Below are 21,749 nucleotides of genomic sequence, written 5' to 3'. Positions count from 1 at the left end.
ATCTTTTAAATTAAATCTTCATCCCTATAGCTATAGTATCGGTTATTGGCAAAAATCAGGTGATCAACCACATACAGACTAAGCAAATTTCCTGAAGCTACCATATCCCTGGTCAGCTTATCATCGCTCTCACTGGGCTTCAAATTTCCCGAAGGATGGTTATGCGCCAATACAACATTCGCTGCATTATTTTCTAAAGCTGTTTTAAAAATAATTTTCGGATCGGCTACTGTACCTGCCTGCCCCCCTTTACTGATCAAAAATTTACCAATTACCCGGTTAGACCTGTTTAGAAGTAATATCCAGAATTCTTCGTGATTGAGATTAGCGAAGGTTTGATGTAAATATTTATAAACATCATTAGAAGTAGTAACATGAGTAATCGTCTCTTCGGCAGTTTCCTTTCGCCGCAAACCAAGCTCTAAAGCGGCTATAATAGTTAACGCTTTTGCTTCTCCAATACCTTTAAACCTCGATAGCTCTAGAATAGAAGCTTTCCCCAGTTTTGTCAAATTGTTATCGTAAAAAGACAAAATCCTTTTACTTAAATCTACAGCGGTTTCATTTTTACTTCCCGAGCCAATTAAAATAGCAATCAGTTCGGCATCTGTTAAATGCCTTCGGCCGTGCAATAAAAGTTTTTCACGCGGGCGATCTTCTTCAGCCCATAACTTTATACCTAATTTCTGTTCGTAATTTTCCATTTTAAGACAAAAAAAAGGCACCCTAACTTTTGGTTGGGATGCCTTTACTAATATCGTAAAATAATTGAAGAAAAATTAAGGTTTAAATTATTTCTCTCCCCAAAAAAGTATAAATACAAAAACGGCATAAGTTAAACCTATGCCGTTCCTAATATCGTAATAATTGGCTTATTTTAAACCGTTAACGAATTTCGTTAATTTTGATTTGTTATTAGCCGCTTTGTTTTTGTGGATAATATTCTTTTTAGCTAAACGATCTAACATAGAGATTACTTTAGGCAATAAATCAGATGCAGATTTTTTATCTTCTGCAGCACGTAATCTTTTAATGAAAGTACGTGTAGTTTTTGCCTGATATCTGTTACGTAAACGTTTTGTTGCGTTTGCTCTAATTCTTTTTAATGAAGATTTATGATTTGCCATTTCTATTTAGCCTTTTATTTTTCTTATTCGTTTCCTATAATTCGGGTTGCAAATATAGGATTAATGTTTTTAAATTACAAAACACTTTCAACTTTTTTTTCATTAAAATTGAAGCCTGTTTCCGAACCGCAAAAATACGTTAAAATTATTCATTAATAATACTTTAACATAATTGAATAAAAATTCTTTTCCGTTAAGAAAACAGGCTTAAAAATACTATTTTTGGACAAAACGATTTTGAGTGAAAAAAAGAATAGCCATCTTTGCATCAGGTTCTGGCTCTAATGCCCAAAAGCTGATGGAGCATTTTAAGCGGAGTAATGAAATAGAAATATCTTTGGTATTGACCAACAATGCCGATGCATATGTATTACAAAGAGCTGATAATTTTGAAATTCCCACTCATATTTTCGACAAGAATGAGTTCTATAAAACGGATGAAGTGGTAGACCTGCTCAAAAACCTGGAGATTGATTTTGTGGTACTGGCCGGTTTTCTTTGGCTAATCCCCAAAAGCCTGATCAATGCCTATCCTGGCAGGATTGTAAACATCCACCCTGCAATTCTCCCAAAATTTGGAGGAAAAGGCATGTATGGCGACCACGTGCACCATGCGGTAATGGCTGCAGGTGAAACCGAAGGCGGCATAACCATTCATTATGTTAACGAAAACTATGATGAAGGGGAATACATTTATCAAGCCCGCTACAGGATCGACAAAAACGACAATCTGGAAATGGTAAAGTTTAAAGGACAGCAGCTCGAACACCAGCATTACCCACGTATTGTAGAAACCATTGTGAAGAAGATAAAAAAGTAATACCGGCCCAGTGCGCTTATTCGATCTTAAAAATCTCGGGATCATTTTTAGCACACCGCAATTTTAGGGTATCGCCAACTTGTATAGCAGCATTGGTGTTAATTACTTCCTGCGTCCAAACCTTATTATTTAGGATGTAATTAAATATGGCATAAGGCGTTTGAATATTTCTATTTCTCTGTATATATAATTTCGTCACAATCCCCCTGTGCGGGCATGCCATACTTGGCCAATTGTTTTTCTATAAAAGATTCATGCATCTTAAAAACTATTGTTATATCGGTCCACTTTTTTCTACGATTTAATTGAAACATTGATTATGTTAATTTATAAAATGACCAAAACAATAAAAATCATCGTTTTCCTTCATCATTAATAAATACGACCCGAAAAATATTTTCATTACTAAGAAATAAAAGCATCAGGTCTGCTTCATTTTCGACATCAGCAATAATAATGCACTAACAACAATAAGAAACCCTATATTGAGCAAAGTTGCCCATTGATAAGCTACGGAAAATTGCGAAATCAGAACCGGATGTTGAAGTTTACTAAAGAAAATACCACCAACAAGAGCAACCCCAAGCGCTACCGAAATCTGCTGCAGTGTTAAGTAAATACCAGATGAAGTCCCCATTTTATCTTCAGGTATACTTTTCAGCGATATCGTCATTAAAGAAGGTAAGATGGTGCCACAGCCTATTCCATATACGAACAACACTATACCTATATATAATTGCGACGCAGCATTTGAATTAAATACAATCAGATGAAAAAGCAATGCTGTAATCATTATCACAGATCCTGCTAACGAGACCGATTTACCATAACGGGTCACTAATGGCGTAAAAAACATTGATGCCATTACATAACCAAGTCCCTGGCAAACAAAATATATCCCGGTACGGGCAGAACTTATGCCCATCCCACGCTGTAAATTAACCGTATTAATCAGGAAATAAGAATCCTGAACGAGGTAATAAAACAGGGAAATTAAAAGTCCCATCCTGAAATCGAAATTTTTAAAGGAACCTGAATTAATAAGCGGAAGCTTCCCCATCCCAACACCTAATTGTTGATAATAAATAAATACCAGCAGCAATACCCCCGATAACAGCAATAAAGTAATGCTCCAGATCGGCCAACCTAGCTCCCTACCTTGTATTAGTGGATAAATAAAGGCTGTTAAGGTTAACATTAGTAATAAGCTGCCGATAAAATCAAATTTCCCGGTAGTTTTTACAGGCAATTCTTTAAGATACTTGAAACCCAGCATAACAGCAGTTATGCCAATGGGTACATTGATCAAAAAAATCAAACGCCAGCTCTGGGAAATAATTTCAAGATCAGGAATCAATCCACCCAAAAACTGACCAATAACCGAAGCGGTACCAGCTATACTGCCATAAATGCCCAACATCTTTATCCGCTCTTTCTGATCGGGAAATAAACCGGGGATAAAAGCCATGCCCTGGGGCACCATGAATGCTGCGCTTATGCCCTGTATAAAGCGGGCAACATTAAGCTGGGTAGCCGATTGTGACAAACCACAGAATAAAGAAGCAAGGGTAAAAATCAGCATTCCGGCCAGAAATACCTTTTTCTTTCCAAAGTATTCTCCTGCCCGCCCTCCGGTAATTAGAAAGGAGGCATAACCTATAATATACATCACAATTATAAACTGCATATCAGCATCTGTCCCATTAATGCCAGTTTTAATAGATGGAAGCGCCACGTTTACAATAAACAGATCTAACACGGATAAAAATATGGCCGAACAGGCGATCAGGAACACAGACCATTTTCTATATTTTTTCATGCTTTTCTTATATTTAAAATTCAAAGGAAGAAAAGCCTATAACGACAATCAAGTAGTCACTTAAACAGTACCTAGTATGCAAAACAGTACTAATAATGAGTATAAAGCAATTACAAATGAAGTTTTATTTTTAAATGACTCTCCGTTGACGAGCGTATTTAAGGTAATCGGAGGCAAATGGAAAATTATGCTTATTAAAGCCATTGCTGCTAAATGTCCTAAAAGATTTGGAGAACTGAAACGCGAAACAAATTTCTTAAGCCAGGGTACACTAACCACACAGCTAAAAGAAATGGAACGCGATAAACTCATTGTACGGGAGGCTTTTGCAGAATCTCCTCCACGCGTAGAATATAAACTCACTGATTTAGGGAAAACCCTTCTTCCTGTAATTGATGTTTTGGAAGATTGGTATGCTAATTTCCAAGCCAGCAGCAAGCACTAAAAAATTATAATAAAGCAATGATATACAAGCTGCTAATATAAATTCTATTTGCAGGTGCAGCGCTTAGAAATACCAACGAAAGATAAAAAATACCCAATAAAGAAAAATATACAAATAATTTCATTTTTATTGGTTTCATCACCTAAATAAATCCCTCTGTTTTACTACCTTTGCGGCTCAAAATTTTCAGTAGAATGAGTCAATCCATTAAAATCAAAAACGCTTTAATCTCAGTATATTATAAAGATGGTTTGGAGCCATTGGTAAAATTGTTAGCCGCACAAGGTGTACAATTATTTTCAACCGGTGGAACAGAACAATTCATTAAAGATTTAAACCTCCCTGTTACAGCGGTTGAGGATTTAACTGGTTATCCATCTATTTTGGGCGGACGTGTTAAAACCTTACACCCAAAAGTATTTGGCGGAATTTTAAACCGTAGAGCATTAACTGGCGACCAGGAGCAGATTGCTGAGTATGAAATTCCTGAGATTGATTTGGTTATTGTTGACTTATACCCTTTTGAAGAAACCGTAAAAGCAGGCGGAACACCGGAAGAAATTATCGAGAAAATCGACATCGGTGGTATTTCCTTAATCCGTGCAGCTGCAAAAAACTTTAACGATGTGGTAATTATCGCATCGAAAAACGACTATCCTACTTTACAAGCCCAATTAGAAGCGCAAAATGGCGAAACTACTTTAGCACAACGTAAATCGTTCGCTAAAACAGCTTTCCATACTTCTTCTCATTACGATACTGCAATCTTTAATTACTTCAATACAGAAGAGCCGCTTGATGTTTTTAAGCAAAGTGTAACTGAAGCTAAAACTTTACGTTATGGTGAAAACCCACATCAAGGTGGTGTATTTTATGGCGATTTAGATGCCATGTTTACCAAACTTAACGGTAAAGAACTTTCTTACAACAATTTGGTTGATGTAGATGCAGCCGTTGCTTTAATCGACGAATTTGAAGATCCAACTTTCGCGATCTTAAAACATACCAATGCCTGTGGTATTGCCTCTCGCCCTACAGTTAAACAGGCATGGCTTGATGCATTGGCCTGCGATCCGGTTTCGGCTTTCGGCGGTGTATTGATTACCAACGTGGAGGTTGATCTTGAAACAGCAGAAGAAATTAACAACTTGTTTTTTGAAGTGTTAATTGCACCTTCTTACCAAGCAGAAGCGATCGAGCTGTTCAGCAAAAAGAAAAACCGCGTTATCTTGCAGCGTAACCAGGTTGAATTGAGCAAAAAACAATTTAAAACATTATTAAACGGTGTAATTGAGCAGGATAAAGATTTAATTATCGAAGGTCCGGAGCAAATGACAACTGTTACCGATAAAGCACCTACTGCACAAGAACTAAAAGATCTGTTCTTTGCTAACAAAATTGTAAAACATACTAAATCGAACACCATTGTTCTGGTTAAGGATGATGTTTTAATTGCGAGCGGTGTTGGTCAAACTTCGCGTGTTGACGCCTTAAGACAAGCGATTGAAAAAGCAGCTTCTTTCGGATTCAGCGTTAAAGGTGCTGCAATGGCTTCTGATGCTTTCTTTCCTTTCCCTGATTGTGTTGAAATTGCTGCCGATGCCGGAATTACAGCTGTTCTACAGCCAGGTGGCTCAATTAAAGATGCCGATTCTGTTGCCAAAGCAAATGAAAAAGGTATTGCTATGGTAACTACCGGTGTAAGACATTTTAAACACTAGTTAAGCTTAAAGGCTAAAGACCAAAGGCTAAAGTACATTGCAAATCGCTTTTGTCTTTTAGCCTTTTATTTTCTGAATATTTTAATTGCCTTAAAAACAATTAATAACCGAAGAAAATAAAACTTAAAACAATAAAAAAGCTATTTTTACATTAGGAATAGTATAGATTTGATAAAATAAAGAAAACATACCTTATACATGGGATTATTTAACTGGTTTACGCAAGAAGTTGCCATCGATTTAGGCACTGCGAATACCCTGATTATACATAACGACAAAGTAGTTGTAGATGAGCCATCTATTGTTGCTTTCGATCGTACTACAAACAAAGTTATTGCTATTGGCCGTCAGGCCATGCAAATGGAGGGTAAAACCCACGATAATATTAAAACCGTTCGTCCATTAAAAGATGGTGTAATTGCCGATTTTAACGCTGCTGAGGCGATGATTAAAGGGATGATCCGCATGCTTAATGGCGGTAAAGGATGGATGTTTCCATCTTTACGTATGGTAATCTGTATTCCCTCTGGTATTACTGAAGTAGAAAAACGTGCAGTGCGCGATTCAGCCGAAATTGCCGGTGCAAAAGAGGTATACTTAATTCATGAGCCAATGGCAGCTGCTGTAGGTATCGGAATTGATGTAGAAGAGCCGATGGGTAACATGATTATCGATATCGGTGGCGGTACCACAGAAATTGCGGTAATCGCTTTATCTGGTATCGTGTGCGATCAATCTATCCGCGTTGCGGGAGATAATTTCGACTCTGATATTGTAAACTACATCCGCCGCCAACACAACATTATGATTGGTGACCGTACCGCTGAAAAAATTAAAATTGAAGTTGGTGCAGCTTTACCTGAATTACAGGATGCTCCTGCCGATTTCGCGGTTCAAGGTCGCGATTTAATGACCGGTGTACCAAAACAGATCACTGTTTCTTATACCGAAATTGCGCACTGTTTAGATAAGTCGATCTCTAAAATTGAAGAAGCAATTTTAAAAGCCTTAGAGATTACTCCTCCAGAGCTTTCAGCAGATATTTACCAGACTGGTATTTATTTAACTGGGGGTGGTGCATTGTTAAGAGGTTTAGATAAGCGCGTAGCGGCTAAAACTAAATTACCTGTTCACGTTGCAGAAGATCCACTTCGTGCAGTAGTTCGTGGAACTGGCATTGCCCTTAAAAATATAGGCGGATATAAATTCTTAATGCAATAACCTAGATTTGAGATATGAGCGGTGAGATTTGAGACTAATTATCCAAACTCACATCCCATATCTCACATCTCATATCTCATGAGCAATGCGTAACCTTTGGATTTTCATCAGCAGATACAACGCATTTTTCTTATTTATCATTTTTTTTATCGTTGGCATCTACCTCACGGTGAAAAATAACGCTTATCAGCGGAGCGTAACCTTAAACTCAAGCAATGAGGTAGTTGGTAGCGCATATGAAAGGTTAAATGTTTTTAAACGATATTTAAACCTGGGAATGGTTAACGATAGTCTTGCGGCAGAGAACGCGAAGCTTAAAAGCCAGTTACTGGGATTAACCACGATAGATACAGCTAAAGATGTTAAAGTGGTAGATACGGTTACCAATCAGCAATACACATATCTGGCAGCTAAGGTGATTAAAAATTCGATCACTTTGCGTAACAACATCATGACCATTAATAAAGGGACAGTTGACGGTATTAAAAGTGGAATGGCCGTTATTGCGCCTCAACGTGGAGTAGTTGGTTTTATCCGTGATGTTTCGGCACATTTGGCAACCATACAATCGCTACTACATAAAGACACGAAGATTAGTGTAACCTTAAAAAAGAACAATGCGCTTGGCTCATTAGTTTGGGGTGACGGAAATTTTGATATTAAAAAGGCATTTGTTAAAGAAGTACCGAACCACATTAAAATGTATGTAGGCGATACCGTTGTTACTTCAGGTTATGGATCCTTTCCTGCCGGGATTTTGGTTGGAAAAATTAGCAAGGCAAATGTGGCCACCAATGATAATTTCTTATCAGCAGAATTAAATTTATTTACTGACTTTAGCACATTGCAATATGTATATGTGGTTAAAGATAAAAAAGCTGAAGAGCAAAAGGCTTTAGAAAGCATCGCTAAACCGAATGAATAGTAGAATCATTATAATAAATGTGATCAGGTGGTTTTTACTACTTTTTGTGCAGATATTCTTGCTCAAGAACATGGGCTTTTATGATCTTTCTACACCGTTTATTTATGTGCTGTTTTTGCTCCTGCTTCCATTCGGAATCCCCAATATTTTACTGTACTTATTGGCTTTCGGAACAGGATTAACCCTCGATGCCTTTTACGATACCATGGGCGTACACGCCACGGCATGCGTAGTATTGGCTTTTGTGAGAATTTCTTTTATTTCAATAAGTTTAAACCGCGACGCAATTGACGACCCAGAACCATCGTTAAGTTATATGGGTTTCCAATGGTTTTCGCTTTATGCTTTTCTTTGCGTTGTTGCACATCATCTGGTGCTGTTCTTTTTAGAAACATTTAGGCTAACCGAAGTTGGTTATACCTTAATGAGATGCGGCTTAAGTTGTATCTTTACACTGCTTATTATTTTATTGGTAGAGTTTATATTCTATAGAAGAACACCACGTTAATGGATCAATTATTTAACCGAAAATATATCGTTCAAGGATTATTTATTGTAATCGCCCTGATTTTATTGGGGAAGTTATTTTATATCCAGATTATTAGCGACAAGGCTTTCAGTTCTGCCGAGAGTAACGTATTGCGTAAAATTTATAAATATCCGGCTCGTGGTGCCATCCTCGACCGAAACATGAAGGTTATCGTACAGAACGAACCCGTTTACGATTTAATGGTTACGCCTAACGAAGTTAAACCTTTCGATACCCTTGCACTGGCCAATGCCTTAGAAATTACCGTAGAAGATGTACGTAAGAAATTAAAAAAAGCCAGGGCGCAATCAAATTATCAGGCTACGTTTTTCGAGCGCCAGATTTCGGTTCAGAGTTATGCCCGCTTACAGGAAATCATGTACCGTTTCCCGGGTTTCAGAACCCAGGACAGAACGGTGAGGCATTATCCTGATAGCATTGCCGGACAACTTTTCGGTTATGTAAAAGAAGTAAGTCCTGATGATATTGAAAAATCGGAAGGGTATTATAAACCTGGCGATTTTATTGGAAAAAGCGGATTAGAGCGGTCGTACGAAGATTTTTTAAGAGGCGAAAAAGGTGTAATTAATACGCTGTACGATGCCAGAAACATTGCCCAGGGCAGTTATGCTGGTGGAAAATACGATATCAATGCCGTCTCTGGTGATCGATTAATTTCGTCGTTAGACATTAGAATTCAGCGCCTTGGCGAAGAGCTGATGAAAAATAAAGTAGGTGCAATTGTAGCCATTGAGCCATCTACAGGTGAGATATTAGCCTTCGTGAGTAGCCCTGGTTATGATCCAAATCAATTGGTTGGTAAAGATTGGGGTAAAAATTACATGAGCCTGATTGCAAATCCCTACCGTCCACAAATCGTGCGCCCTATCGCAGGTCAGTATTCGCCAGGATCATCTTTTAAACCTGTTGATGCCCTGGTTGCCTTGCAAGATGGTGCCATCGACCCTAATACTACATTTTTTTGTCCTGGTTATTATATGGCCGGAAACCATAAAGTAAAATGCGAGCACGTAGATGGAACCATTAACATGCAACGTGGTATTGCCCGCTCCTGTAACACTTATTTCTGTCATGTTTTTCAGAACATCATCACTAAAAATGGCATGAAAAACCAGCGTCAAACCTATGCACAATGGCACGAGCAGATTTCTAAATGGGGTTTTGGCCAGAAATTGGGCATCGACATGCCTTTCGAAAAAAAGGGGATATTTTATCAAGGTAGCCATTATGATAAAATCTATGGTAAACGCTGGGGATACACCACTGTAATTTCGCAGGCCATTGGCCAGGGTGAGATTACCTCTACCCCATTGCAAATGGCCAACGTTATGGCGGCAATTGCCAACCGTGGTTATTATTTGAAGCCACACTTAATTAAAGGTATCGGCGATAAAAATGTAGTAAAAAAAGAATATGTTGTTAAAAACTATGTAGGTGTAGATGAAAAATATTTCCCTATCGTAATTGATGGCATGAGAGATGCGGTGAACAGTCCTTGGGGAACAGCCAAAGAGTCGCAGATACCCAATATTGTAATGTGCGGAAAAACCGGAACCGTACAAAATCCACATGGTAAAAACCACTCTGTTTTTATTGGTTTTGCACCAATGGACAACCCTAAAATTGCCATTGCAGTGATTGTGGAAAATGGTGGCTTTGGAGGTTCCTATGCCGCTCCGATATCAAGTTTTATAGTAGAAAAATATCTAACGGATACAATTAAACCACGTTCGAATGGTTATACCGTAAAAGCATTCTCAGAAACCAATCTTTTACCTGCTTTAATCGATAAGACAAAGAAAGTTAAACTTACCAAATTAGACAGTTTAAACATAAAAAAGACAGATTCGCTTAAAAAGGTTAAAGATAGTTTAAAATTAAAATCGGTAATATTAAAACAAAATATTGTTACCAAGCCTAAAGTAAATGAACCCATTGTAAACCATAAACCTGTAACCAATAAATAACGATGCAACAACAGGGAAACCGTTTCTTTTTTAATGTAGATTGGATTACCGTTTTAATCTATATTGCCTTATGCGCAGTTGGTTTTATCAATGTTTATGCATCTATTTACAATCCAGATAAAGCAACAGGTTTCGATTTTGCAAGCAGTTATGGTAAACAGTTAATTTATGTGATTACCGGGTTGATATTAGGTTTATCAATTTTGTTGTTCGACGGAAGGTTATTTAACGTATTTGCACCGTTTATTTATGGAGCTACCCTTTTTCTGCTGGTCGTGGTACTCTTTGTGGGGAGAAATGTAGGCGGAAACCAAGCCTGGATACCTATAGGATCATTTAGACTACAGCCCTCAGAGTTTGCCAAGTTTGGTACAGCCTTACTTTTAGCAAGGTATGTGAGCACTTTCAATCCGAAATTCAGGGATATTAAATCAATTGTAATTGCCGGCTTGATTGTGTTGGCCCCCCTTTTATTAATTATGTTGCAACCCGATACGGGCTCTGCATTAGTTTTCCTGGCCTTTATGTTCCCTTTATACCGAGAGGGCTTATCTGGTTATTTCCTGTTGATTTTCCTTGGAATGATTGTACTGTTTGTTGCCGATTTCCTGGTGCCAACTTACATACTGATTCTTATCCTAACTACCATTGGCGGTCTTTTCATTTACAATAACAGGCGGAAACAGAAAATCATATTTTCTACCGTATTGGTAACCATCATTGCCATCGCTTATTTGTTTGTGGTTAAAATTGCCTATGAAAAGATTTTGGCACCACATCAGCGAAGCCGTATCGAGCTGATGTTAGGTCTTAAAGCCGATAATAAAGGTGCGGGTTATAATGTAATTCAATCGCAAATTGCCATAGGTTCAGGGCAGGCAACCGGCCGTGGTTTTTTACAGGGTACCCAAACTAAGTATGGCTATGTACCGGCTCAAAGTACCGACTTTATATTTTCTACCATTGGCGAAGAGTGGGGCTTTGTGGGCTGTTCAGTTGTGATCGGCTTGTATATATTTTTATTATTGAGATTGATCAATCTGGCAGAAAGGCAGCGGTCTACCTTCTCGAGGGTTTACGGCTATAGTGTGGCCTGTATCCTCTTTTTCCACGTATTCATCAACATCGGAATGACCATTGGGATTATTCCGGTAATCGGGATTCCCTTACCATTTATTAGTTACGGTGGTTCGTCGTTATGGAGTTTTACAATCTTACTGTTTATCTTTTTAAAGCTCGATTCTAACCGAATGGGATTTATTTAGTCCTAAGTCCGGAGTCCTAAGTCCTAAGTCGATATTTTGAAGCGGAAAATTAATCTAAACGGTTATTTGTTAATCTTTACATTAACATAGTTAGAGATATTGATTGTTTTTGGAAAGCAAAACCTGCAATCAAATTTTCGTCTGCTCCCGCTAAACGCTTTACTTCGTGTTCGCTTTTATCGGGTTTAGGTGGGCCATACAGAGCTACTATCCCAGGTAAATAAACCCGACAAAAATGGAAATACTTTTTGGGGCAACCACATTCATATTGTGCAGCAGCTTTCTCAAAAAGATTGAAACGATGGCGGGGCTACAGTACCCATGAAATACTGAACGTTCGTTTCCTAATCATTTACAAAGTTTTAATTGTTGATGTCAAAAGACACGCGCCATCTTATCCCGCATGTTCGGGATCAGGATCTAATGAGAAATTCTGAATAGGCTTTTACAAGACATTACAAGTGCCAATCGCGTCCATCCCTGTTATAAAAGAGGACGATGCGTGATAGATACTGAAACAAGTTCAGTATGACGATATCGGGGCTAACACCTCTACTTGCTAAATCTTCGGTTTAGTAACTCGTAAAATTGATCAACGGTGGCCTGCTTATTGGCCCAGTTATTTTTCGCTGCATAATTATTCTGAAGATAGCTATCTGCGGCTTCGAAACTGCTCATCTTATTGATGATATCAATTACTTCCGAATAAGCCAGGTTATACCCATTAAAAAGATCTTTAATAAAAAGTAACTTTTCGTTTAAACTAATCGCCTGTTTTAAATCGGCAATAGGTGCTTTAACAGGCTCATCGCTTTTTCCATTTGTTCTGGCAAGCAGATCATTTAAACTTGGCGCAGGTTTAGCTGCTTCGGGTTGTGGAGCTGGTTTTACAGGAACAGCCTCAGGCGTAAACAAAGGGCGCTCCTGCTCAACAGGTGGCGAAATGATAGGGTCATCCAGTTTCACACCTTTCAGTGCCTCAATAGGCTGAGTAGCAGCTGCCGGTATAGGTTCTTCTACCTTAGCGGCTACAACTGTTTCTTCTTTCGTAATTATTTCAGGCACTTCTTCTTCGTGCGGAATTAAAAAAGGTTCAGGACCAATTTCATCCTCTTCAGTAGGTAAAGCCTCTTCCTGAACAGATAAAGCATCTTCCTTTTCATGAATTATCTTTTTGCGCGCTAAAATTTCTGCTTCTTCTTTGCTTAACGGGCGATCGAAAATTTCTTCAACAGATTTTGCTTCATAATCGAACTGATCGTTTTCATCGTGTTTGCCCAATACAAATTCAAAAGTATGATCGTCCTGGTCTGGCTTAAAAAAATCGTTATTCAAAAGCGAGGCAGCTTTTTCTTCTTCAATAATTTCATCATCAAGCACCTCCTGCTTAGGCTTTACATCTACCCGTTCTTCCTCTTCCTGCGCCGTTGCCACTTCTTCTAGTTCCTGTGGATCGAAACACTCATCATCTTCTACATAACTTTTTTCAGCTTCGGGCAAGATAATGGTATTTTGTTCGGCCAACAAGGCATGGTTTCCAGGTTCAGCTGATTTTTCTTCTATTGTAGCATTTAATTTTTTAACGATATTAACATGATCAGAAAGGAAATGGGCATTAGCCAGAAAAAGCTCCAGCTCCAAATCGTTTAATTGCTGAGGATTTTGAGCTAAAAACTGATATTGCTCATTTAACTCCGTTAAAATGCTGCCGATCTTTCTGAAAATATCTTGTTGGTTCATCATAAAATTAAAACGAATTTTTAGTCGATTTATGTTGGTAACTATGTGTTCAAAAATAACACATAATTCTCATATTTGTTCGGTTTAAAAATTATAGAACGCACATAGGGGAATAAAAAAACAGGCATGTTATTTAGCGAACAAAATTTTAGAAGAAGGGGCGAATTTTCGGGAAGTATAGAAGTGGTATGTGGCTCTATGTTTTCTGGTAAAACAGAAGAACTGATCAGAAGGTTAAAAAGAGCGCAGATTGCTAAATTAAATGTCGAAATTTTTAAACCCCGTACCGATACCCGATATCATGAAACCGCCGTGGTTTCGCACGATTTAAACTCCATAAACTCTACACCTGTTGATAGCGCTTCGGCCATTTTATTACTTGGCACCAACACTCAGGTGGTTGGTATAGATGAGGCCCAGTTTTTTGATGACGAACTACCTGATGTTTGCAACAAACTGGCGCTTAAAGGCATACGTGTTATAGTTGCCGGCCTGGATATGGATTTTACGGGCAAACCCTTTGGCCCAATGCCTGCTTTAATGGCCATTGCCGAACATGTTACCAAGGTAAATGCGGTTTGTGTTTGCTGTGGTAATCCGGCCTTATACAGTTACCGTACAGTAGCTGATGAAGCTACCGTTTTATTGGGCGAAAAAGAAAGTTATGAGCCACGTTGCAGAGCTTGCTACAATCTGGACAAAGGATAATCATGATTGATTAATCTGTATCTTTAAACAGGATTTAATTATTGATATGGATAAACAGGCCCAACTTGAAGCATTTAGAAACGGTATTGCCCCATTTGTAACGTTTAACGATGCAGAATGGGAAATCTTTATTCAATACCTTAATTTTTCTATCCTAAACAAAAAAGAACATTTTGCAGTAGAAGGAAAAGTGTGCGACTATATGTGCTTTATTACCCGTGGTGCCGTTCGCTACTACCACGTTAAAGACGGACAGGAAATTACCGGGTACTTTAGTTTTGAAAATGAGTTGATGAGTGCTTATAAAAGTTTCTTGAAACGTACACCTACCGCCAACTACATTCAGGCAATTGAAGAAACAGAGTTGGTAATGATCTCATACCAGAGTCTGCAACAAATGTTAAACCACCCGCTACTGGCTTTAAAAATAGAGCGTTTTGGTCGTTTAATTGCCGAATACTACATCTGCTGTTATGAAGACCGCGTTACTGCTTTTATTACCCAAAGCCCTGAAGAACGTTATACCGCACTCGAGAAAACTGCAAAAGATATTTTCCAGCGCATTCCGCAGCACTTTATAGCCAACTTTTTAGGTATCACTCCCGTCTCCCTCTCCCGTATCCGTAAACGGACACTCCTTTTAAAGGATTAAATTTAAACCTTATCTTTTGTTAACGTTTTTACGGCTCCACGCCGCATAACTTTGAACCAATCAAAAAACAAAGATATGCATACTATACTTGGCGCCGGCGGACCAACAGCAAACGCACTAACCAGAGAATTGATCAATGCTAACGAAACCATTAGGTTGGTTAGCCGAAAGCCAATTTCTACAAGCAACCCCAGTGCGAGTTGGGTTAAGGCCGATTTATTAAATGAGGCTGAACTTTTTGCCGCAGCCGAAGGTTCGAAAGTAATATACCTGTGTGCCGGTTTGGTTTACGACATTAAAATATGGCAACAACAGTGGCCGATTATTATTCAAAATGTAATTAACTTAACTAAACGTACCGGTGCAAGGCTAATATTTTTTGATAATGTTTATATGTACGGTCTGGTAAATGGGCCAATGACAGAAGATACGCCTTACCATCCATGTAGTTTAAAAGGAGAAGTAAGGGCAAAAGTAGCCGAACAATTAATGAACGAAGCCAAGGCAGGCCAAATAAACGTAACCATTGCCCGTGCTGCTGATTTTTACGGAACAGATTCTATGAACAGCTTTTTTGATATGATGGTGCTCGATAAGTTTGCCAAAAAAGAAAAAGCGCAATGGATAGGAAACCCGAATACCTTACACAGTTTTACTTACATTGAAGATGCTGGAAGAGCTTTGTTTCTGTTAGGACAAACACCCGATTCTGGCAACCAGGTATGGCACCTGCCAACAGCCACTCCTTTAAAAGGAAAAGTTCTTATCGAGATGGCTGCAAAGATTTATGAAACTAAGCCTCAATATCTGACCGTTAATAAATTGATGTTACGCTTAATAGGTTTATTTAAAAAAGTAGTTGCCGGTACTGTAGAAATGTACTACCAATATGATCATGATTATCATTTCGATTCTAGCAAATTTGAAAAAGCATTTAACTTTAAACCGACATCTTATTATGATGGCATTTTAAAGCTCTCGAAAACAATTTACAAAAAACAGAATTGACATGAATCAGGGCAAATTATAAAGCGAACTATTTATCTTTAGTGCACATGATTCAAGATAACACAACAGGTGAAAACATTAAAACCATATCGATTTTAGGCTGTGGCTGGTTCGGCATGGCTTTAGCCAAAAAACTGATCGGGTTAAATTATACCGTAAAGGGTTCTACCACAAGTCAGGAAAAATTAGCAATACTTCAGGCAGAAGATATACAACCGTTTTTAATCAATTTTACAACTGAAGCGGTTGTAGCCGATCTTGCATTTTTTGAGACTGATACCTTGTTTATCTGTATTCCTCCAAAGCGCAATTCTACTGAACTTCTTGATTATCCCCAAAAGATAAATTCAATTTTGGCCGTAGCGAAAGATAAATCGAAACATGTGGTGCTGATCAGTTCGACAAGTGTTTATGCAGATGAAAACAAAACAGTAAATGAAACCAGTATACCAAATCCTGATACGGATTCGGGAAGAGTTGTTTTAGCTGCGGAAATTCTATTTAAGGAACGCTTTCCCGAAAACTGCACAGTAATCCGCTTTGCAGGCTTAATTGGTCCTGATCGCAACCCAGGGAGGTTTTTTGCCGGAAAAAATAATATACCAAATGGTCTAGCTCCGGTAAACCTCATTCACCAAACAGATGCTGTAGGCGTTGCGGTAAAACTTTTGGAAAAACAGGCATTCGGCAGAACATATAATGCCTGCTCGCCAAACCATCCTCCAAAAATGGAATTTTATATCAACGCGGCCAAAAGCACGGGACTTGCAGTGCCAAATTTCATTGCAGAAAAGAAGGATTGGAAAATTGTAGAGAGTGTTAATGTACCTGATTTTTTGGGTTATGCGTTTGAGGTTGGGATTTAGATGATTGACTTATTGTGCATTGCATTTGTAAGTCGTATCGTCATTCCCAACTTGATTGGGAATCGTAATACCATAAGCTTTAAGATTCCCACCTGCGTGGGAATGACGATGGTTTTTTGAAATCTATTTTTGTCACTTTGGTTAGTGTCTTCACGAACCAAAATTAGATTTATCAGCATGGTCCTTCGACAGGCTCAGGATGACAACATGGATAAATTTAACTCAACAATCCTAACAATTCTTTCTTGGTTAAATTCTTGAATAAACTCCCATCAGTCTGGATCAAATCTTTCACCAGATCCTTTTTGGTGGTCTGAAGTTTCATAATTTTCTCCTCGATAGTATCAGGGCAGATTAAACGCACAGCCATTACATTTTTATGCTGGCCGATCCGATATGCCCGATCTATCGCCTGGTTTTCTACAGCAGGGTTCCACCATGGGTCAACCAGATAAACATAATCAGCTTCGGTAAGGTTCAATCCGGTTCCGCCTGCCTTTAAACTGATGAGGAAAACGGGAATATCAGCATTTTGTTGAAAAGAGCTAACTACTTCAGCTCTTTTGCGGGTTTGCCCAGTAAGGTATTCATATCTGATTCCCCTGCTTTCCAATTGCTTTTTAATCAGATCGAGCATGGTTACAAACTGAGAAAAAACAAGAATTTTATGTTTTCCCGCCTTGCTCTCAATCTGCTCCATCAACACATCAATTTTTGAGGAAGCCTGTAGATAAGATTTCCCATCAGCCAATAACGCGGCCGAATTACAGATCTGCCGTAAGGTGGTAATGCTTTTCAATACATGCATCGAACTTTTAGGCAGTTCATCCTCCTGTTTACCCAAAATAAAGTCCTGGATTTCCTTTTTGTTCGCTTCGTATACTTCGCGCTGTTCGGTCCCCATTTCACAATACAGTACTATTTCTGTTTTATCGGGAAGTTCTTTCGCTACCTGTTCCTTTGTTCTGCGGAGAATAAACGGTCTTATTTTTTTTTGGAGTTCTTCTGCCCTTCTACTGTCTTTAAACTGATCTATAGGGGTTGAATATAAATCGGCAAACTGCTGTTTACTGCCAAATAAACCCGGACAAGCGAATGATAGCTGTCCGTATAAATCAAAGGTATTATTCTCAATGGGTGTTCCTGTCATCGTTACTTTATTCCTCGATTGCAACATCCGAACTGCTTTATAACGTTGCGAGTCTGGGTTTTTAATCAGCTGCGATTCATCTAAAAAGATATAGTTAAAGCGGTAATCCTTTAAGAAACGGATATCAGAAAGCAGTGTTCCATAAGAAGTTAAAATGATTTCGTAATCATCGAAAGTATCAGTTGTTTTCGTCCGTTCGCCAGCATAAATGGTTTTTACCTTTATAGATGGTGCAAACTTCTCTACTTCTGCTTTCCAGTTAAATATTAACGAAGCTGGAACCACTACCAGATTGGTATTGTGCTTTACTTTTTCGCGCTGTGATAAAATGAAAGCCAAAACCTGGATGGTTTTACCCAATCCCATATCATCGGCCAAACAAGAACCAAAGTTAAAATCATCCAAAAAGTTGAGCCAGTTTAGGCCGTCTTTCTGGTAATGGCGCAAAGTTGCAGTTAAACCTTTCGGTACTTCAACTTCCTGAATCGAATCAGTCCCTTCAAATTTCTGTTTGTAAAGTTTCAATTCGTTCTTTACATCACCATCCAACAAAGCATCTTCATAAAGCTCGTTTATAGAAGCAAACTTAATTTTTGGCGTAAGAATAGCATCTTCGGTTACTTCGCCAGCACTAAAATAAGCAGCAAATTTTTCGATCCACTCGTGAGGTAATATACCTTGGGTTCCATCATCAAGCGTTACAAACTTACTTTTGTTCCTGATCGATTTATGCAGATGTTTTAATGCAACCTGTTGTTTGCCAAACTTCACTTTTACCTTGGTTTCGAACCAATCTGTCCCACTTAAAACCTCTATATTAATTTTAGCCTGAAATTGGCTCAGTTTATTGTTTTTGAGCTGGTTAAAGCCTAAAATATGAATGCCTTTATTTCGCCATACCTCAAAAGCATCAAGGAACCAGGCTTCTTCTAGGAACCGTTTGCGGTGCAGGTAAAAAGAGTCGTTGGTTTCCTGATCATAAAAATAAGGATGCTGTTTCAACACGTTTCCGATAAACTGCAGCTCGGCATTTTCGTCGCGGTGTAAAGTGAAAAGGTTGCCGAGTTTATCTTGCGCCTGGATCTGCTTTTTAGACAGCACAGGAATTTCCAGGTTCCCATAACGCATTACCGGCGTAAGGAGGATATAATCTTCAGATTCAGACAGGTAGATCAACTGCTCGTTTTCGAGATCGAAACCTTTTTCTTCGATCTGGCTTTTGGTGGCAGGTTTTAAATAAGAATAATCTACATGGATACTTCCTTCTAAAGGCACCAAAATATTTTTTTGAAACTCTGGATATTTTGTTTTGTGCAAGATTAACCTGTTACTCTGCTTTTTGAAAAACCCGATTACGCGTAGAAAATCGAGCCTGCCAATTAAATATAGCTGATCTTTAAGTTTAATAAAATATTGGTGCACCAATACCAGGTTATCCAGCTCATATGATTTGCCTTCGATAATCAGCCGGCCTGTAATTTCGTAATAATCATCGCGCTGGTTTACAGAAAGACGCAGGTCTACCTCCAGTAAATGCACATCAACCACTGAAATCGTCGACGCCTGAATAGCGACAGACTGTTTACTATCCTGCAGGTAAAAAGGAATCTGTTTAGGGTTTTTAACGATCGCTTTTAAGGCTTCTATTTCTGCTTCACTTTGATCATTATTATAATTCTGCTGAAAAGTGGTAATACCACTATAAAACTTTACCTCATCGTTATCATTTGTATTAAACAGCAAATTAACTGGATTAATTCCTTTTATAGGATTTTTAACCTTACCACTTTTAGTGGTTTCGGCTTCGAATAATTCTACTGTTAAATTATTGTAATAGCGGTGTTGTCCAAAAACCAGGATCATTTTGCCTGGATCGTTTTTGGCCTGTAATTTTATTTTGGGTTTACTTGCAGGCAGTAAAAGTTCCTGCAAATTTTGCTGGACCTCCTTGTTAAATGGCTGGAGGGCATCCATTTTTGGGCGGATATCTACCTGGCCATTTTCATATTTCAGGTTAAAAAGAAGATCGAGGTTTTCTTCTTTTTCTAAACCATAGTCAATTGCTATTTTTAAAAGCTTTTGCCTTCGAAGGTTAGCATCGAAGAAAATAAGCAAATCCTGGCGTTGGAGGATATTATATAAAACCCTGGCCTGATGCTCGCATAATTTATGTTTCGGCGTAGCGCAACGACAAGAAAGTTTTACGGAGTTTGAGTGCTGCTGCACCTGAACAATTGGGAAGGGTAATCCAGAGGCCTCATCGCTAAAGGCTGCAAAATCCAGCTCAATCTGCTCCGGGAAAAGTTGGTAAAAGCCCTTAACATCCGTATGGATCAATCCGCTTAAATGTTTGAGGATAACAATCTGGCTCAGATTTTTCAGGTTAAAATCCTTTAAAATATAATCGTAAGGATTTTGTTCTGATGCTAGATGCGCGGTTACCTGTTCACTCATTTAAACTAAAATAGCTAAGTGATAAAAGTAATCATTAATAAGTTTTAGCTAAAACCTCTTTTTAGGTTTTTATGCACAATGAATAATTTATGCTCAGAAAAAATCAGAAAATCGTCATGCTGAACTTGTTTCATCTTTTTTTTGCATTAAAACCCTAAAATAAATTACCTTCGGTGAGCTCGCTTAAAGCTTGGTTTACTTCGTAGCTTTCCTCTTCGCTACAGGTCAGGGTGACGATTACCTCATCTACAGCGATTTACGCAAGTTCAAATAAAAAGGTACTGCTACCTTCTCGGTTTTTCCATTGAGAATAAATTCGGCAGCTTGAGCGCCCAATTCGCTAAAATCAGTTGAAATGGTGGTAATCCCATCCAAAATAATCTTTTTTAAAGGCGTTTCGTTATAAGAAATTACACCAACGTCTTTCCCGATTTTAAGTTTTTGGGCAATTAAACGCTCGATGAGTGTAACCAGGTCATCTTCCATCAGGTTGATGTACACCTCACCTGGGTTAATTTCCTCATCTTTGATGTTGTGGATTACTTTATGATCGAAAGCATACTGCTGACAGAACCGATAAAAACCGGTGAGTATTTCGTGCGGAAAATAGCTGTTTTTTGGAAAGATAATTTTTAAAGTTCGGTAATGCGAAAGCCGGTCTAAAGCCTGCTCTAAAGCCGCGTAAATATCCTGCGCAAAGTTTTCATAGGCCGCAGCATAATCGCCGGTTACTCCTGGCAACAACTTATCAAGAATGACCAATTTCTCTTTGGGAATAGTATTGATAATTTCATGTGCATTTTCACCCCCCTCTAAAAAATGTGGAATGATTACAAAATGCGAATAATCGTCGCGTTTGGTAACGATCATTTTTTTAAACAGCGCAAAATCGTTGTTGTAGATATAAAAATCAATGGCAGCACGCTCGCCAAGGGTTTTGGTAAAAGAATCGTAAATGATCTTTTTGTGTGTACTGAGTTTATTAAAAAGCAGGCAAACCTTTAGTTTACGCGAGAAATCGGTATTGATAATAAAATAACCTTTGCCCGGTACAGAATCTACCACCCCAAGTTTCCGGAGGTTGCGGTAACCTTTTTCGGCAGTATCTCTTGACATTTCCAGACTGAAACTCAATTCGTTAATAGAAGGCAACAAACTATTTTTCAGAAGCTTACCACTTTCAATTGCGGCCAAAATGGCATTGGTTAATTGCTTGTATTTTGGCGTCGACGAATACTCGTCGACGTTAATATAGGGGATTAAATCTTCTGGTTTCAAAGTGATTGTATTGATATAGGAAATTCTAATATA

General features: G+C 38.4%; 18 protein-coding genes. 12 read left to right on the top strand and 6 right to left on the bottom strand.

The genetic code is table 11. The annotated features are described in order from the left end of the window. Positions 1 to 5: 5 nt before the first annotated feature. Positions 6 to 704 carry a RadC family protein gene (radC, locus tag H9N25_RS02970; RefSeq protein WP_167293252.1) on the bottom strand — a complete coding sequence of 233 codons (699 nt, stop codon included), beginning with the start codon at positions 702 to 704 and terminating at the stop codon, positions 6 to 8. Positions 705 to 872: 168 nt separating this feature from the next. Further along, positions 873 to 1,127 carry a 30S ribosomal protein S20 gene (gene rpsT, locus H9N25_RS02965; RefSeq protein WP_029277289.1) on the bottom strand — a complete coding sequence of 85 codons (255 nt, stop codon included), beginning with the start codon at positions 1,125 to 1,127 and terminating at the stop codon, positions 873 to 875. Between the two features lie 241 nt (positions 1,128 to 1,368). On the opposite strand from rpsT, the gene purN reads away from it, so the two are divergent. Continuing rightward, entirely contained in the window at positions 1,369 to 1,947 is a 579-nt protein-coding gene (gene purN, locus H9N25_RS02960; RefSeq protein ID WP_167293251.1) for a phosphoribosylglycinamide formyltransferase, read from the top strand. A gap of 421 nt (positions 1,948 to 2,368) precedes the next feature. Here purN and H9N25_RS02955 read toward each other — a convergent pair whose 3' ends face one another. Continuing rightward, a complete protein-coding gene (locus H9N25_RS02955) occupies positions 2,369 to 3,766 on the bottom strand; it encodes an MFS transporter (RefSeq protein WP_190327898.1) in 1,398 nt (465 codons plus the stop codon). A gap of 76 nt (positions 3,767 to 3,842) precedes the next feature. On the opposite strand from H9N25_RS02955, the gene H9N25_RS02950 reads away from it, so the two are divergent. From H9N25_RS02950 to rodA, 7 genes are all read left to right on the top strand, one after another. After that, the gene (locus tag H9N25_RS02950) at positions 3,843 to 4,211 is read left to right on the top strand and encodes a winged helix-turn-helix transcriptional regulator (RefSeq protein WP_167293249.1); all 369 of its coding nucleotides are present in this window, start codon (positions 3,843 to 3,845) and stop codon (positions 4,209 to 4,211) included. Positions 4,212 to 4,405: 194 nt separating this feature from the next. Continuing rightward, a complete protein-coding gene (gene purH / locus H9N25_RS02945; protein WP_167293248.1) occupies positions 4,406 to 5,932 on the top strand; it encodes a bifunctional phosphoribosylaminoimidazolecarboxamide formyltransferase/IMP cyclohydrolase in 1,527 nt (508 codons plus the stop codon). 198 nt (positions 5,933 to 6,130) lie between these two features. Next, the gene (locus H9N25_RS02940) at positions 6,131 to 7,153 is read left to right on the top strand and encodes a rod shape-determining protein (protein ID WP_010601761.1); all 1,023 of its coding nucleotides are present in this window, start codon (positions 6,131 to 6,133) and stop codon (positions 7,151 to 7,153) included. Positions 7,154 to 7,238: 85 nt separating this feature from the next. Continuing rightward, complete coding sequence (mreC, locus tag H9N25_RS02935) at positions 7,239 to 8,078, top strand: rod shape-determining protein MreC (protein WP_167293247.1); 840 nt, start codon at positions 7,239 to 7,241, stop codon at positions 8,076 to 8,078. Next, entirely contained in the window at positions 8,071 to 8,586 is a 516-nt protein-coding gene (locus tag H9N25_RS02930; protein WP_167293246.1) for a rod shape-determining protein MreD, read from the top strand. The genes mreC and H9N25_RS02930 overlap by 8 nt, the downstream gene beginning before the upstream one ends. After that, the gene (gene mrdA / locus H9N25_RS02925) at positions 8,586 to 10,595 is read left to right on the top strand and encodes a penicillin-binding protein 2 (protein WP_167293245.1); all 2,010 of its coding nucleotides are present in this window, start codon (positions 8,586 to 8,588) and stop codon (positions 10,593 to 10,595) included. Before H9N25_RS02930 ends, mrdA begins: the two co-directional genes overlap by 1 nt. Positions 10,596 to 10,597: 2 nt before the next feature. Then, on the top strand, positions 10,598 to 11,860 hold the full coding sequence (gene rodA / locus H9N25_RS02920; RefSeq protein WP_167293244.1) for a rod shape-determining protein RodA: 1,263 nt from the start codon (positions 10,598 to 10,600) through the stop codon (positions 11,858 to 11,860). A gap of 552 nt (positions 11,861 to 12,412) precedes the next feature. On the opposite strand, the gene H9N25_RS02915 is transcribed toward rodA, so the two are convergent. Next, positions 12,413 to 13,603, bottom strand: a complete 1,191-nt coding sequence (locus tag H9N25_RS02915) for a hypothetical protein (protein ID WP_190327897.1) — start codon at positions 13,601 to 13,603, stop codon at positions 12,413 to 12,415. A gap of 123 nt (positions 13,604 to 13,726) precedes the next feature. Between H9N25_RS02915 and H9N25_RS02910 the strand changes: the two genes are divergently transcribed. The 4 genes from H9N25_RS02910 to H9N25_RS02895 all read left to right on the top strand — a co-directional run bounded on the left by H9N25_RS02910 (position 13,727) and on the right by H9N25_RS02895 (position 16,834). Continuing rightward, positions 13,727 to 14,308, top strand: coding sequence for a thymidine kinase (locus tag H9N25_RS02910; protein ID WP_057932507.1), 582 nt, complete (start codon positions 13,727 to 13,729; stop codon positions 14,306 to 14,308). 46 nt (positions 14,309 to 14,354) lie between these two features. Beyond that, positions 14,355 to 14,960, top strand: a complete 606-nt coding sequence (locus H9N25_RS02905; RefSeq protein WP_190327896.1) for a Crp/Fnr family transcriptional regulator — start codon at positions 14,355 to 14,357, stop codon at positions 14,958 to 14,960. A gap of 75 nt (positions 14,961 to 15,035) precedes the next feature. Further along, positions 15,036 to 15,968, top strand: a complete 933-nt coding sequence (locus H9N25_RS02900; RefSeq protein ID WP_190327895.1) for an NAD-dependent epimerase/dehydratase family protein — start codon at positions 15,036 to 15,038, stop codon at positions 15,966 to 15,968. A gap of 47 nt (positions 15,969 to 16,015) precedes the next feature. Further along, positions 16,016 to 16,834 (top strand): SDR family oxidoreductase, encoded by an 819-nt coding sequence (locus tag H9N25_RS02895; RefSeq protein ID WP_190327894.1) that lies wholly within the window; start codon positions 16,016 to 16,018, stop codon positions 16,832 to 16,834. Positions 16,835 to 17,051: 217 nt separating this feature from the next. Here H9N25_RS02895 and H9N25_RS02890 read toward each other — a convergent pair whose 3' ends face one another. Further along, positions 17,052 to 20,438: a DEAD/DEAH box helicase gene (locus tag H9N25_RS02890; RefSeq protein ID WP_190327893.1), complete on the bottom strand. Its 3,387-nt coding sequence runs from the start codon at positions 20,436 to 20,438 to the stop codon at positions 17,052 to 17,054. A 246-nt stretch (positions 20,439 to 20,684) separates the two neighbouring features. Next, on the bottom strand, positions 20,685 to 21,716 hold the full coding sequence (locus tag H9N25_RS02885; protein WP_167293237.1) for a GntR family transcriptional regulator: 1,032 nt from the start codon (positions 21,714 to 21,716) through the stop codon (positions 20,685 to 20,687). Positions 21,717 to 21,749 lie beyond the last annotated feature (33 nt).

It is taken from the genome of Pedobacter riviphilus (assembly GCF_014692875.1).
GTDB lineage: Bacteria > Bacteroidota > Bacteroidia > Sphingobacteriales > Sphingobacteriaceae > Pedobacter > Pedobacter riviphilus.
This window is presented reverse-complemented; position numbering and strand designations above follow the sequence as displayed.